The 15,997-nt window shown below is 42.3% G+C and carries 10 protein-coding genes; 4 read left to right on the plus strand and 6 right to left on the minus strand.

All coding sequences use genetic code 11. The features are described from left to right. Positions 1-4: 4 nt before the first annotated feature. The 3 genes from HW120_RS02365 to HW120_RS02375 are packed head-to-tail and all read right to left on the minus strand — an operon-like array spanning position 5 to position 3,344. Positions 5-1,120 (minus strand): NAD(P)/FAD-dependent oxidoreductase, encoded by a 1,116-nt coding sequence (locus tag HW120_RS02365; RefSeq protein WP_177730422.1) that lies wholly within the window; start codon positions 1,118-1,120, stop codon positions 5-7. Beyond that, a complete protein-coding gene (locus tag HW120_RS02370; protein ID WP_177730424.1) occupies positions 1,120-1,806 on the minus strand; it encodes a DedA family protein in 687 nt (228 codons plus the stop codon). Before HW120_RS02370 ends, HW120_RS02365 begins: the two co-directional genes overlap by 1 nt. A 38-nt stretch (positions 1,807-1,844) precedes the next feature. Then, entirely contained in the window at positions 1,845-3,344 is a 1,500-nt protein-coding gene (locus HW120_RS02375) for a dicarboxylate/amino acid:cation symporter (protein WP_246297023.1), read from the minus strand. A gap of 258 nt (positions 3,345-3,602) precedes the next feature. Between HW120_RS02375 and HW120_RS02380 the strand changes: the two genes are divergently transcribed. Continuing rightward, positions 3,603-6,956, plus strand: a complete 3,354-nt coding sequence (locus HW120_RS02380; RefSeq protein WP_177730426.1) for a GEVED domain-containing protein — start codon at positions 3,603-3,605, stop codon at positions 6,954-6,956. 130 nt (positions 6,957-7,086) lie between these two features. Next, entirely contained in the window at positions 7,087-8,988 is a 1,902-nt protein-coding gene (locus HW120_RS02385; protein WP_177730428.1) for a S9 family peptidase, read from the plus strand. Between the two features lie 55 nt (positions 8,989-9,043). On the opposite strand, the gene HW120_RS02390 is transcribed toward HW120_RS02385, so the two are convergent. The 3 genes from HW120_RS02390 to HW120_RS02400 form a co-directional block, all read right to left on the minus strand. Beyond that, positions 9,044-9,886: a T9SS type A sorting domain-containing protein gene (locus HW120_RS02390; RefSeq protein ID WP_177730430.1), complete on the minus strand. Its 843-nt coding sequence runs from the start codon at positions 9,884-9,886 to the stop codon at positions 9,044-9,046. A gap of 196 nt (positions 9,887-10,082) precedes the next feature. Next, positions 10,083-11,308 (minus strand): IS3 family transposase gene (locus HW120_RS02395; RefSeq protein WP_394353019.1). Its coding sequence is split into 2 segments (ribosomal slippage): positions 10,083-10,960 and positions 10,960-11,308, totalling 1,227 coding nucleotides; the frame shifts between segments, so codons are not numbered across the junction. A 98-nt stretch (positions 11,309-11,406) separates the two neighbouring features. Continuing rightward, on the minus strand, positions 11,407-12,771 hold the full coding sequence (locus HW120_RS02400; RefSeq protein ID WP_177730434.1) for a T9SS type A sorting domain-containing protein: 1,365 nt from the start codon (positions 12,769-12,771) through the stop codon (positions 11,407-11,409). A gap of 204 nt (positions 12,772-12,975) precedes the next feature. On the opposite strand from HW120_RS02400, the gene HW120_RS02405 reads away from it, so the two are divergent. Both HW120_RS02405 and HW120_RS02410 read left to right on the plus strand, forming a co-directional pair. Beyond that, positions 12,976-14,826 carry a T9SS type A sorting domain-containing protein gene (locus HW120_RS02405; RefSeq protein WP_177730436.1) on the plus strand — a complete coding sequence of 617 codons (1,851 nt, stop codon included), beginning with the start codon at positions 12,976-12,978 and terminating at the stop codon, positions 14,824-14,826. Between the two features lie 355 nt (positions 14,827-15,181). Continuing rightward, positions 15,182-15,889, plus strand: a complete 708-nt coding sequence (locus HW120_RS02410) for a hypothetical protein (protein WP_177730438.1) — start codon at positions 15,182-15,184, stop codon at positions 15,887-15,889. Positions 15,890-15,997 lie beyond the last annotated feature (108 nt).

Genomic DNA, 15,997 nt, shown 5'->3' on the forward strand with positions numbered 1-15,997 from the left:
GTTTTTATATTAAATCTGCTAATTCCTGATCAATTAAACTGCCGATAGCGACACCCATTCCGCCCAGACGAACCCCACAATATACGTTTTGTGACAATTGCTGTACTATTGGGTTTTTATGGGAACCCATTCCCATAATACCGCTCCAGCGATGTTCGATACGGACTTCCTGACCGGGCAAAATTACATTTTTTAACAATGTTTCCAATCGGTTTTGAATTAATTCTGTTTCCCCGAATTGCGTGGTAGTCTCTCCTTCAAAGTCCAGATTTCGTCCGCCGCCAAAAAGAATCCTGTCGCCGATATTCCGGAAATAATAATAACCGCTGTCTATATGAAAGGTTCCCCGGATATCTAAATTCGGGATGGGCGCTGTGATCAGTACCTGTGCCCTTGCCGGACGAACGGCACCGTTAGTGAGCGTTCCGGCAAATCCGTTGGTGGCAAACAGCAATTTCTTTGTGGTAAAAACAAAGTCATTCGTGTTCACTTCAACCCCGTTTCCGTTATCATGATAACCGGAAACCGTCTGGTAATTTAAAATAAGTATATTGTTTACAACGGCTTCTTTCAGCAGTGCCTGCATCATGTTACCGGTATCGATCTGCCCTTCAAAAGGGTTAAAGATCAGGTATTCCTGAATGCCTTTAAAATCAAAACGGTCTACTTCTTTTGAAAAAACATCCGCACGAAAGAGCGGTTTTAATACCTCATTTATAAAAGGCAGTTTTTGCAGGCATTCCGTATACGAAGCTTCATCATCTTGTAAAAAGAGTTCATAACCGCCATAAGGTTTAAAATCAATCACGGAATCACCCAGCCGTTTGCGGAGCATTTGCAGCCCTTGCCAGCGTTTTTGGATGAGTCCGATAACCTCTTCTTCGGTATGATTTTTTAAATCCTCAATAATTTCCGAAAGGCTGCCAAAACAGGCAAAACCGGCATTTTTAGTGCTGGCTCCCTGCGGAAGCGGCCCTTTTTCGAGTATGATGATCTTGCTATCGGGAAATTTTTCACGAAGCCGTAAGGCGGTATGAAGGCCAACGATTCCGCTTCCTACCACGGTATAATCCACATTGGAAAACCAGTTCTTTACTTCCCAATAACTAAGGTTAAGCATTAGCTTCTTTTCTCTTTTATTTTGTTTTTAAAGTAATTGATCGCCAAAGGTGACGTCGATACCACAATAATGATGATGATGATGTATTCAATATTCGCTTTCAGATCCAGGTTGTGATTGTCCAGCAAATAACGATACAGGTAATGTCCTGAGAAGATCAGTACAAACGACCATAACACCGAGCTTACGATGTTATAGAACATAAATTTCTTTTTCTCCATTCTCACAATCCCGGCTACAATAGGAGCAAATGTTCTCAGGATTGGTAAAAAACGGGCAAATATGATTGCTCTTCCTCCGTGTTTTTCAAAAAACAAACGGGATTGAATCAGGTATTTTTTCTTAAACCAAAAGTTATCTTCTTTAGAGTACAGGAAGTGGCCACTTTTTGCACCAAACCAATACCCGAATATATTTCCGATAATTCCGGATATCGCTACCAAAGTAGAAAGCAGAGCCACATTGGCAAAATCGCCTTTAATATCAAAAAGCTCTTTCATTAATACTTCGCTGTAAATTCCGGAAAGGAATAACAGGCTGTCACCCGGCAAAAAGAATCCGGCAAATAAACCGGTTTCTGCAAAAACGATAAACAATACTACATAAATACCAATGTGATGCCCTCCTATTTCTAAGTTAATATAAAATTCAGGGTTCAACAATTGTGTCCACTTAAAGCCTTCCATAATTTTTTTGTGTCTTTTTTATAATATTCGTTTTCGTTTTATTCGCTTGTTTCCCATTTATCTACTGCTGTAGTAGCCAGGGCATTACCCAATACGTTTGTCATACTTCTTGCCATATCGCAGAAATGGTCAATTGGCAGGATCAATGCGATACCTTCCGGCGGGATTCCGAACATCGCACAGGTAGCAACTACCACAATCAGGGATGCTCTGGGTACTCCGGCAACGCCTTTACTGGTTAACATCAATACCAGAAGCATGGTCAACTGTTTTTCTATTGGCATATCAATACCATAAACCTGGGCAATAAAAATACTGGCAAAGGTCATATACATCATACTACCATCAAGATTAAACGAATATCCCAATGGTAAGGTAAAAGACACGATTCTGCTCTGACAGCCAAAACGCTCCAGTTCTTCAACCAGTTTCGGGAAAACCGCTTCACTGCTTGTCGTAGAAAAGGCAATCAGCAACGGACTCTTAATGCGTCGCAGTAATTCCCAAAGGCGTTTTCCTAAAATAATATAGCCAACGGTTAGCAATACTACCCACAGTAAAGCTATTCCTATTGCAAAATCCAGTAAATATTTGGCATAAAGCCCGAAGATCTCGAATCCGTAACTGGCTACTGCCGCCGCCACTGCTCCAAAAACTCCCAAAGGCGCTACCCACATAATATAGGTAACCATTTTTAAAATAACATGCGAAATAACATCCAGTGATTTGATCATCGGTTTCGCCACACGGCCCAATGATGCCAGTGCAATTCCGAACAGGATCGAGAAAATTACAATCTGTAAAATCTCATTGGTTGCCATCGCTTCAAAAATACTTTTCGGAACCACGTGTTTCACAAACTCTTCCAATGAAAAAGACTGTGTTTTTTCCAATAACTCTCCCGCCGATGAAGTGTCCTCCATTTGAATGGATGTTCCTTTCCCGGGTTTAAGCCAGTTTACCAAGATCATCCCCAACAGTAACGACATCAGGGAAGCCGAAATAAACCATCCCATTGCCTTTGCGCCTACACGGCCTACCATTTTCATATCGCCCATTTTCGCAATCCCCACCACAAGTGTGGAAAATACTAACGGTGCAATAATCATCTGAACCAGGCGGATAAAGATCGTTCCCAGTAATTTTATCTTCTCAGAAAATGAATCAATATTATCGATTGCGGTAACCGATTCGTTTTTTGACTTAAACGTTTTATCTAATTTTAAATTGTTGTTCTTTGCCAGAATTGCAGGAACAAAAGCGATCTTTTTTCCGGTTACCACCAAAGGCATCACCTCAGCATCCGGAGCAAGCGTTTTTTGAAATTCTTTATATTCAAGACTGTCTTTTACGACAAACACTTTTTGAGTATGTTTTACCCCATCATTTGTTAAAAAAACAAGTTCATCTTCACCTTGTTTTGCAGGGGTATACCGCAGCGTATTTCCTTTTCCGAAAGAGTTTACCAGAAACCCCAGAAGTATCCCTAATATTAATGATATGATAATCGCAATAAACAGTTTGTTGTTACTTTTCACGTGCCGATAATTTTAGTCCGTGAAAATAGTTATATTTTTCCAAACTTTCCGCCCCTGTTTTCATAAAAAGCGAATTTAACACCCTCTTTTGGCTTCTTTTTTTACAACTAATTTAAAAAAAAGCCCCCTATACCAATTTACCAAAACAAAAAGATAAGATTAAGATAAGGTTCACTTATGCGCTTTTTTATTTTAATTAAATGAAAATGTTAAAATACCTTTGTTATACCATGAATTAACCTAAAACACTACCAACTTATGAAGCGTAAATTACTTTCGTTTGCTTTATTAGCAATAACAAGTTTTTCCTTTGCCCAAAGCGGAAACTCTTTCTGGAAAGTGTCTTCAAAAAAAAGTAGCCAGACTACTTTTGAAAAAAGAGCACCACTTCCTACAAAAAACTTGTTTGATCTTGATGTCAGCGGACTAAAAACAGCCTTGTTAAAATCGCCGGACAGATCCTTAACCTATGCAAAATCAACGGTAATAATCGCCTTTCCAAATGCCGATGGTGAACTGGAGCGATTCCGCATGACCGAAGCCTCCGTTTTTGCACCGGAACTTGCCGCGCGTTATCCGGAAATAAAATCATATATTGGTCAGGGAGTCGACGATCCGTCTGCCATTATCCGCATCAGCGTTTCGCCACTTGGCATCCAGAGTATGCGAACAGCTGCCGATAAGCAAACGGTTTTTATAGAGCCTTTTTCTACCGATTTAAAAACATATTCCATTTACAAACGTTCCGACAAAGTAGCCGGATTTACAAAATTTGAATGTGAAGTGCTGGATCATGCCATGTCCAAAGTTGGCGGCTCCGGAGAAGCTTTACGTCCTAATGCAGACGACAGCACGTTGCGGACTTACCGCCTGGCCATGTCTGTAACCGGAGAATACACCACTTACCACGGCGGAACAAAAGCCCTGGCCTTAGCCGCTATTAACAACACCATGACCCGTGTGAACGGTGTTTTTGAAATGGATTTCGGCGTACGGATGGTTTTAATTGCCAATACCGATGCGGTAATCTACACCAGTGCAGGCAGCGATCCGTACGGAAGTACCGATGCCAATTACAACTCTGAATTACAATCCACTCTAACCAGTGTTATCGGAGCAGCCAATTATGATATCGGGCATTTAATGTCGGCTATCGGAAACAACGGTAATGCCGGCTGTATTGGCTGTGTTTGTAAATCCAATAAAGGAAGCGGGTTTACCACCAGTACCATTCCGGTGGGTGACAATTTTGATATTGATTTCGTAGCCCACGAAATGGGACATCAGTTTGGTGCGAACCACACCTTTACATTCAGCAATGAAGGAACCGGTGTACAAAACGAACCGGGAAGCGGAACCACCATCATGGGCTATGCCGGAATTACCGGAGCAACCGATGTACAGGCACACAGCGACCCGTTCTTCCATGCCGTAAGCATACAGCAGGTAACCAATTATATCAAAACAACAACCTGTCAGACCAATACCGCAACCGGAAATGCGGTTCCTACAGCCGATGCCGGAGCCGACTATACGATTCCGAAAGGAACGCCTTTTATGCTAACCGGAGCCGGAACCGATGCCAATGGCGACACTTTGACCTACTGCTGGGAACAAATGAATTCCGGAACCTCAACCACAACATACCCGAGTGTAACCGCTACATCCGGACCAGCCTTTAAATCATTTATACCAACCACATCGGGCGTACGTTATTTCCCGCAGCTGTCTACCGTTAAAACCGGAGCCACCTCATGGAAATGGGAAGCAGTACCAAATGTTGCCCGAACAATGAACTTCCGTCTAACCGTTCGCGACAATCGCGCCGGCGGACCGGCAAACAACAGTGACGATATGGTCGTTACCGTTAATGCCACAGCCGGACCATTTACCGTAAGCGCACCCAATACAGCCGTATCCTGGGCAGCCGGTTCGACACAAACCGTAACCTGGAATGTAGCCGGAACAACCGCTAATGGTGTAAATGCTGCCAATGTGGACATCCTGTTATCAACAGACGGCGGTAATACCTACCCTATCACAATACTGGCAGGAACACCAAACGACGGTACACAAGCCATCACCGTACCGAATAATCCGGGAACACAAAACCGGATCATGGTAAAAGGCTCCAATCATATCTTCTTTGATATCTCCAATGTAAACTTTACCATTACCGGCGGCACTGGCGGCGATACTCAGGCTCCTACTGCGCCAACAAGCTTAGCCGCTTCCGGAACAACGCAAACCACAACCAATCTTTCCTGGACAGCCGCTACAGATAACGTAGCCGTAACCGGATATGATGTTTACAGAGGAACAACATTGTTAACAACGGTAACCACAACTACCTATACTGCTACCGGACTTACTGCGAATACGGCCTATACTTTTTCCGTAAAAGCAAAAGATGCAGCCGGGAATATCTCTGCAGAAAGCAACATCGTAAACGTAACCACCTTACCGGCTACTGCTGCGTATTGTACCTCTAAAGGAAACAGCGTTGCCGACGAATATATCGGACGTGTGCAGTTAGGAACCATCAACAACGCTTCGACCGGAGGAACGGGGTATTCCGATTTCACCAGTATTTCCACAAACCTGTCAAAAGGAACTGCCTATACCATTACCGTAACACCAACATGGACCGGAACGGCCTATGCGGAAGGTTTCGCTGTATGGATTGACTATAATGGCGACAAGGACTTTGACGATGCCGGAGAATTGGTTTGGAGCAGAACCGCTTCGACTGCCACACCGGCAACCGGAACTTTCACAATACCGGCAACAGCAATTACCGGAGCAACCAGAATGCGTGTTTCAATGAAATACAACGGGGTTCCAACAGCATGTGAAGCCTTCTCATACGGAGAAGTGGAAGATTATACCGTGAACCTGCAAACCGGAGGCACCACACCGGTTACTTATTGTACTTCTAAAGGAAACAGTGTTTCCGACGAATATATCGGACGTGTGCAGCTAGGAACCATCAACAACGCTTCGACCGGAGGAACGGGTTATTCCGATTTCACCAGCATTTCCACAAATCTTGTAAAAAGTTCTTCCAATACCATTACGGTAACACCAACATGGACCGGTACCGCTTATTCCGAAGGATATGCCGTTTGGATCGACTACAATCAGGATGGTGATTTTGCCGACAGCGGAGAGTTAGTATGGAGCAAAACCGCTTCTACCGCCACACCGGCAACCGGTTCATTCACCGTTCCGGCTACGGCTTTGAGCGGCGCGACCAGAATGCGTGTTTCAATGAAATACAATGCTGTTCCAACATCCTGCGAGGCCTTCTCTTACGGAGAAGTGGAAGATTACACGGTGAATATCGTAAACGCGGCTAAAGAAGACGGCTTCGGAAGAGGCAATACCATAGCCGACATCCAGCTGTATCCGAATCCAACCAGCGATATTTTAAACATCACAGCTGTTTCAGAAAAAGCAACGTTCCGAATCTTCAACCTTTTAGGACAGGAAGTAATGAACGGAAGCATAAACAACAACATTGTTAATGTGAACACCATCACTTCCGGAAATTATATTCTGGAAATAAATGATAACAACACTGTTGTCAGCAAACGTTTTATCAAGCGATAAGTTTAAAACCGATTGATTCCTGAAAGCGACCTTAACTACATAAGGTCGCTTTTTTTTACGGCACAACCTCCTTTCGGATAGCAATAAAATGTTTACTTTTAAGGTTTCTTTTTAAAAAAATAAATACCCAATGAAAAAACTCCTTATTTTAACCCTTGGTATGATGGGACTAACAGCCGCAGCACAAGAGACCTTAACACCGGATTTACTCTGGAAATTAGGCAGACTTTCCCCTATCGGGATTTCTAAAGACGGGAAGAATATTGTTTATAAAGTGGCAACTCCTTCTATTGAAGAGAACAAATCCAACGCTAAATACTACACCATTCCTGTTAATGGCGGTGTTGCAACAGAAGTTCCGGATGTAAAAGACCTGGTTGCCGACAAAAACCTGTCGCCGGATGGCAAATACATCCTGTCACACAAAGAAGTAAAAGTATCCCGGGTATTAGGAAAAGATTTTTATCCGGAACTAAAAAAATCGGAAGCTCAAATTTATAACGAACTGGATTACCGCCATTGGGATACCTGGAATGACGGAACACACAACCACGTTTTTTATGCTGAAAATGCCGATAAGGCAAAAGCGATCGACATCATGAAAGACGAACCGTATGATTCACCTCAAAAACCTTTCGGTGGTGATGAAGATTATATCTGGTCACATGACGGTTCAAAAATCATTTATGTTTCCAAAAAACAATACGGAACCAACTATGCGATCAGCACCAATACTGATCTGTACGAATATGACATCAACACTAAAAAAACAAGAAACCTTACCGATGAAAACATGGGATACGATACGCATCCGATGCTTTCACCAAATGGTGACTTAACGTGGCTGCAAATGAAGCGCGACGGCTATGAGGCCGATAAAAATGACATTATCGTACGCTACAAAGAAAAAGACATCAATTTAACCGCAGCCTGGGACGGAACTGTGGACAGTTTTAAATGGAGTGCCGATGGTAAAAAGGTATATTTCATTGCCGCTGTTGACGGAACCAAACAACTTTTTGAAGTAAACTTCCCGGGACTGACTAAAATCGCTGTTCGCGTGACGCAAATTACAAATGGTGATTTCGATGTTAGCGAACTTATTGGTGTTTCCGGAAACAATGCTATTGTTACGAGAACCGACATGAATCATGCGCCGGAAATTTATGCTTATGATTTAAAGAAAAAAACATGGAAACAGCTAACTACTGTTAACAACGATCTTTATGGCAAACTGACTTTAGGTAAAACCGAAAGACGTTATGTAACCACAACAGACGGTAAAAAAATGCTGGTATGGGTGATTTTACCGCCAAACTTCGACAAGACTAAAAAATACCCTACGTTATTATATTGCCAGGGCGGACCGCAATCGGCTTTAACACAAAGCTATTCTTTCCGTTGGAATTTCTCCCTGATGGCTTCACAGGGTTATATCATTGTAGCGCCTAACCGTCGCGGTATGCCGGGCCATGGGGTGCAGTGGAATGAACAGATCAGTAAAGACTGGGGCGGACAGGTAATGGACGATTATCTTTCGGCTATTGACGATATGGCAAAAGAGTCTTATGTGGACAAAACCCGTTTGGGAGCTGTTGGCGCGAGCTACGGAGGATATTCGGTATTCTACCTTGCCGGTATTCACAAAAACCGTTTTAAAACATTCATCTCACACTGTGGTGTGTACAACCTGGAAAGCATGTATGGTACCACCGAAGAAGTATTCTTCAACAACTGGGATCATGGCGGGCCTTACTGGCAGGAAAACAATGTAGTTGCACAAAAGGCTTACAACCAGTTTAACCCTATAAAACTGGTAAACAACTGGAATACTCCAATCATGATTATCCAGGGAGGAAAAGATTACCGTGTGCCGATCGGACAAGGACAGGAAGCCTTCCAGGCAGCACAGCTAAAAGGTATTAAGAGCCGTTTTATGTATTTCCCGGAAGAAAACCACTGGGTTACAAAACCTCAAAATGCTTTGGTATGGCAGCGTGAATTCTTTAAATGGTTAAAAGAAACATTATAAAATAAAAAATCCCTCAGGTAATTCCTGAGGGATTTCTTTTTAAGGTTGTATTCAACTATTTTTTAACCATCTTGAACGTCTCTTTACCGGCTCCGGTATTTGCCTGAACAACGTAGTTACCGCTGGCCAGACCGGAAATGTCGATTTGTCCTTCATTAGCATTCACTTTCGTTTCAAGTACTTTTTGACCTAAAAGGTTAAACACCGCTACGTCTGAAACCGTTTCATGACTGGAAAAATGCAATACATTTTCTGCCGGATTCGGATAATATTTAACGACTGCTGCTTTTTCGAATTCGCTGGTTGCAAGAACACCATTCACCACCAAAGCATCTACTGTAGTCGAATAACCATAATCGGTTTCTACCTCAACAGCGATCTGATATGTTGCAGAAGGATCCGGAAGTGCAATATCTCCCGAAGAAGTCCAGGCAGTAACATTAGAATGGAATTCTGCAATTTGTACCCAGGCAGAAGTAGCAGAAGTTCTGTAAAAGATTCGCAACCAGTTTTGATCCGGATTCCAATAAGGATTTCTGAAATGGAAACTTACCGTAGGGTTTGTCACACCGGATAAGTTCAATACCGGGCTCACTAATTTCGTCTTATCAAAAAGATGGGAAGTTCCCGGGTAATTGGCAAATTTCACGCCTTCATAAGCACTCACTCCTGTTCCGCCTGTAGAAGGCGAGGTAGCAAATGTCCATGACATATTATTCACTTCATAAATCTGAGTCCAGCTGCCGCGGGTTGGCGAACTGTCTTCAAATGTTTCCATCCAGGGAAAAGTGGAAATCTGGGCATTCGCCGCAACAGTAAAAACAAATAGTAAAACAGTCAGGCTGCACTGTTTTAAGAAAGGGGTAAAAAACAAATGCTTGGGATAGTTTTGCTTCATAATTAATGATTTTTAATTTATTAATATTATTTCAAATGTATTAAAATTTTTATAATACAACAGAAAAACAAACTTTTTCATAAACTATCAATAAAAAACAATTCACAAAAATCACAAAACTCTAAAGAATAGTCCCAAAACATTGTTTTTATGAGTCGTCCTAAAATAGGTTGACAGATTTTAGAATAAAAATATATTAACCAGTCAGGTTTACCTGGCTGGTTTTTTCATGTATAAAATTAGGCGTTTTCATCATTAAACTCAAATGAGGTCTTTTAGCATTATACGTTTCTATCGCTGTTTTTATAAGCTTTCCTAAAGTCTGACCATCTTTGCATTTATAAAACAAGAATTCGTTTTTTAAAATTCCGTTTATTCTTTCAGCTAAAGCATTTTGATAACAATCATATCCGTCAGTCATAGAGGGTGTAATACCGTTTTTAGCTAATACTTCCTGATAAATTTTAGAACAATATTGTAATCCTCTATCGGAGTGATGTATCAGGGGTAATGTTGATTTCCTATTCTGTATAGCCATTTTTAATGCCTGTACCACATTTTCAGAACTCATATCATCACTCAGCTTATACCCCATTATTTTTCTGCTATAAGCATCAGTAACTAAAGACAGATAATGGGTTTTCCGGGATGATTTGACATAAGTGATGTCGCTTACATATACCTGTTCAGGACGTTTAATCTCACACTCTTTCAAAAGATTTTCGTACTTGTGTAGCCAATGTTTAGAATAGGTAGTTTTAGTGTAACTCTTCATTGGTTTAACAAGTAACTTCTCCCTTCTTAGATAACCAAATAAGGCATCACGACCTATCTTTACACCCTGTTGATCAAATTGCTTCGAAAGTAGGTAATATAGTTTACGTGTCCCTATACGTGGCATTTCCAATCGCAAAGAAAGAACCAGATGCTTTACTTTGAGTAACTCAGATTCCCGATCGAGGATTCTTTTTTGTTCCTGATATATAGCTTGCCTACTTATCCCAAACAATCGGCAACTTTTGGACAAACTTATTCCTGCTCCTTCCCGGAGTCGGAAGATGGTTTGGGAGAAAACTTTTTTCGGATCTGGGTTCCGTACTGACTATCAGAAATGTCGATCATCGTATTGAGGATCTTATTTCGAAGCTTCTCATCTGCCAGTTCTTTCTCTAATCGTTTAATAATCTGAGCCGGGGTTTCTTTAGATTTAGACATAAATAACAGATTTGGTTTACTCCAGTCTAAGTTACCATATTTTCGAAGCCAAACCAAAACAGTACTTCTGCCTTGGATACCGTAAACAGTTTGAGCCTGTTTATAGGTCATTTCGCCTTGTTCAACTCGGGAAACTACAGCTAATTTAAAAGCCATATTATAATCCTTTTGAGTACGCTTAACTCGCGTTGTTGTTGTGTCTTTCATAATAAGTCGATTTTGTGTCAACTTATTTCAGGACGGGACATTATAAAGAAAAAAGCCCCAAAGTGTTCCTTTGAGGCTTTTTTCTTTAACAGGCAATTTTAATCTTTAAGTATTTTAAATGTCTGAGATTGTCCGTTTTCGGTATAAAACGTAACGAGATACAACCCGGAAGAAAGATTGTCAAGTCCTATTGCCTGTTCTCCGGAAGCGATTGCACCGCCTTTTATTTTCTGTCCCAGCAACGAATACACTTCATATTGATGCCATGCCGGAGCATTTTCCCAATACAATTTATCTTTAACGGGATTCGGATAAAGATTCAGATCCGCAGCCGTAAATTCGCCGGTTCCCAGCGGACATCCCAACACGAGTTTCGGAAGCAGCTGGTTTGTAGTCGTTCCGTCGCCAAAACGGCCATTGCCGTTATAGCCCCATGCCCATAGGGAGTTATCGTTTTTGATTGCAAACGAGCAAAAGCTACCAGCCGAAACACTTTTCCAGTCATTCTCCGTTCCAACCTGAGTAGGAACCGGTAAGTTAACGGAATTATGTCCGTTCTGGGTAGCAATTGTATTGCCCCATTGCCATAAGGTCCCGTCTGATTTTACAGCAACCGAATGAAATGTACCGTTGGCAATATCCAGCCAGGTATCTGTACCCAGCTGAAAAGGCGTATTTCTATTAGTCGTGGTTCCGTCACCCAATTGCCGCTGGTCGTTTTGTCCCCAAACCCACAAGGTTCCGTTTGTTTTCAATGCCAGCGTATGAGTTCCTCTTGCTGCCGAAATTTTCAACCAGTCATTATCGGTTCCTATCTGTGTGAGCACATACTGAGAGCCATTATTCCCGTTTCCAAGCTGACCGAACTGATTACCGCCGCAGCCCCATAAAGTACCGTTATTTTTTATGACAAATGAACGGAAATAGGAGGCTGAAATTGCCTTCCAGTCATTTGCCGTTCCTATCTGGGTGGGTGCAAAAAGATTGGTATTATTCTGGTAATTCCCCAATTCACCTGCTCCGTTATTGCCCCAGCCCCATAACGTACCGTCATTTTTCAGTGCTAATGTGTGCAGGTTTCCTCCGGATATCGTTTTCCAGTCTGTTGCCGTTCCCACCTGAACGGGAACCAGCCCTTCCGGAGCAGTACCGGCTCCTAATTGCCCTACTTCGTTATTACCCCAGGACCATAAAGTACCGTCCTGTTTTAACCCGACAGTATGCATACGCGCCGGTGCAATTTCTTTCCAGCCAACAGCCGATACAACCTGAATGGGTGCTAATCGTTCCAGTTTTGTCCCGTCACCCAATTGTCCGTACTGATTTCTCCCCCATGTCCATAACGTGCCATCCGGCCGAAAAGCAAAAGAATTTTCATCCGAAGAAAATATCGTTGTGACACATTGTGCATACCCGCTGACAGCAAAGGTTGCCGTTAATAATAAGAGTAGTTTTATTTTCAAAATCGATCGTTATTAAGGTTACACTTCGTACTTTTTTAACAAAAAAGCTATGCAATGTATTACATATTATGCAATGTTTAAAAATAAAATCACTATTTTACACAACAAAAAAGAATTAATTCCTTTAAAATGACACAATATTCACATTTTTATATACATTTTTATTTTCAACCTATACACTTATAACAATCAAATTTTAAATGAATGAAAAGAATACTACTCTGTAGCTGTTTGCTGTTAAACACCCTGGCTTTTTCACAAAATTACCAATGGCAATGGGCGAAAAGCGGCGGCGGAAATGCCAGAGGCCTCAACGAATCCCCGGATGCTTACTGGCAATCTTCGGAACAGATTTTCGACATCATTACCGATAGTGAAAACAATTACTATTACCTGGCAACTATTTCACAGGGCAATACCCATATTGCCGGTCAGCCTGTTACTACATACAACGGCGCAGTAGCCGGTAATGACATCGCAATATTCGCAACGAATTGTGAAGGGGAATATTTATGGAGCCGGATAATCGGCGGCAGTCAGCAGGACACTGCCTATAAACTGGCAGTAGACAACCATGGCGGAATTTATACAGCCGTTAATGTGCTGAACAGCGCCTATGAAGGCTCCAATTTATTCCCACCCCGTTTTAGCGACAACAACAGCCTGCCTTACACCCCGATTGACAACAGCCAGATCAGCGAGGCCTGGAAAACCAGTTTTCTATTAAAATACAATGCTGCTGACGGCAGCTTATTGTGGCGTAAAAATTTGCAGGGCGCCGTAAACAGCCAAAACCGCAATGCCAATGCCTACCAGGTAGCGATTGACAGCAACGGCATCCTACACCTGATGGTAGGCTATAGCAAAGGAACTCATTTAAATGGCGCCATTACCGTTCCCGATACCTTTAGCACTACCTACCAGTACTATATTGTAAAATTTGACGCACAGGGAAATCTGCAGGGAAGTCCTATAGTATTACCGGCAGCCGGTACTTTTCTGGATTACCATACCGATTTCAGATACAATGAAAACCTGAACACCTATTATATAGCCGGTACCCGAAACAATGGTGGCGGTACTTTTCTGCCGCTGGCATACAACAACATCACTATAGAAGGCCGATCGTATGTACTGGCTATAAATGCTGCAAACGGTTCCGAAAGATGGCGCAAAGAAATGAATACTACCGATACGCAATTTGACGACAGTCGTATTTATGATCTTAAAATAGATTCGAATAATGACATTTATATTGGCGGTAAATTCTTTAATACCGGTAATGCGCCCTTGCTTTTCGGCACGCATACACTCAGCAATAATCTTACCGGCAACATTCCTTTTATTTTAAAAATGAACAGCAACGGCGATGTACAATGGAGTAAAGTTCCGAGTGCCTATATTGATCCTTTAGTGGCAACGGGGCGGCATGCTGCCTATGAAGTAGCGCTGAATGGCAATGAAGTTGCTCTGGCTACTCATGGCCGGTCATCGGTTTGGGATGCTTTTTCTATTGACAGACCGCAGGGACACCGGACAGATCCGGTTTTGATCCGGTTCAGCAAACAAAACGGAAACGTCATCGGCCTGCACGATATTATGAGTATGCCGGGGTTTGACGACGCTATCACAGCGGTTACTGCCGATAATGACGGCAACTATGCCGTGGGCGGTTATTTCCGGTATAATCTTTTTTCCAACAATCCGAATAGTATCCCGACATTACTCAACACAGCCGGTACCGGTAGTTATACCGATTTCTTTTTTGCAAAACTGGCCGCAACCGAATGCGGCGTACCGCTGAGCAGTAAAGCGTTTGGAAAAACATCCGCAACATTGTATCCTAACCCATCGACTGATGTGGTTTATATTGACAGCCCGGAAACAATACTCCGCTATGAACTTTACAATCTTTTAGGACAGCGTTTATACAGCAATACGCTGGCGCAAAATGAGCAAAGCATTTCTTTGCAAAATCTGGCTTCCGGCACTTATTTTGTAAAACTGCTAACCCGGCAGGGAGGAAGTATAATCGAAAAAATCATCAAAAAATAACGGCTTTCAGCCTGCCTATAGCCAATGCGGAATACAGTACTCCGCATTGGCTTTCAAAATATTCCGTTTTTAAAAAGCTAAGCACACAGTACTTTCCGGAATAGTTAATTCAAAATTATTCCTATATTTATCGCGTTGATCATCCGGTATTACCGGATCACAGCAACGCTCCCCCAACCAACACAACCGCTCCCTTTTTAATCCGTTTATCCACTGTTAAACGGACAGCATGGTTGTATATCATTATCAGCGCCCCTCGCAAATAACACAGGAAGGACACAAACCTCTTTTCTGATTTAAAAGACTATAAACGAAGAACATAAAAGCCGGAATATTAATATTTAATCTATACACCATGAAATCATCTTCCGAATCAGGCTTTGGAGCCCGGGCGGCTAATGCCGAAAAGTTAGTAACTGCCTTACAGTATTTTGACAACTATCAGCCACAAAAGCCCGGCCAGGGTTTTGCTGCATTCAGCGCGTTACTGCTGATTGTAAAAGAAAAGAATCGTATGGTTGCCGAAAAAAGGCAAAACTATTCGCTGGCGGTCGAAAACCGAAAGCAGCTTTTTACAAGCGGCGAAAATGCCATCCGCAAACTACTTTCCCCTATCAGAGCTACCATCCGGGCCAGTTTTGGAAAAACGTCCAAACAGGCACATGACATTAATAGCATCATTGCAAAAATCAGGGGAACCAATAAAACCTACAATGTTGACAGGAGCAGTATTGAAAACAACGTCAGCCTGTCTTACCGATCGTTTGGTTCGCAGGCACAGTTCTTCTCTGATTTGATTGTTAATCTTGAAAATTTCGGAGCGGCTTATACGCCTTCCAACAGTAATTTGTCCATTACCGCCTTAAAAAACCTACTGGCTGAGGCTACCGAAGCGAATAACCTGCTGATGGCTGTTTATACCGAACTACGTCAGGCAAACAGGAACCGCATTACTGCCCATGCAGAACTGTCTGCCACCGCACAGGGCATCAAGGACAGTGTTAAAGCACAATACGGAACCCAAAAGTCAGAATACCGGCTCATTAAAGGATTCAAAATATAGTTCTTAAAGTGTTACAACTACCGGTAGTATTCCTGATACTACCGGTAGTTTGTTTTCCGGATATTTTTAAGGAAGCATCCCTGACCTAAAACATCACTTCTCTTTAAC

Source organism: Flavobacterium inviolabile, from assembly GCF_013389455.1.
In the GTDB taxonomy this organism is placed as follows: Bacteria; Bacteroidota; Bacteroidia; order Flavobacteriales; family Flavobacteriaceae; genus Flavobacterium; species Flavobacterium inviolabile.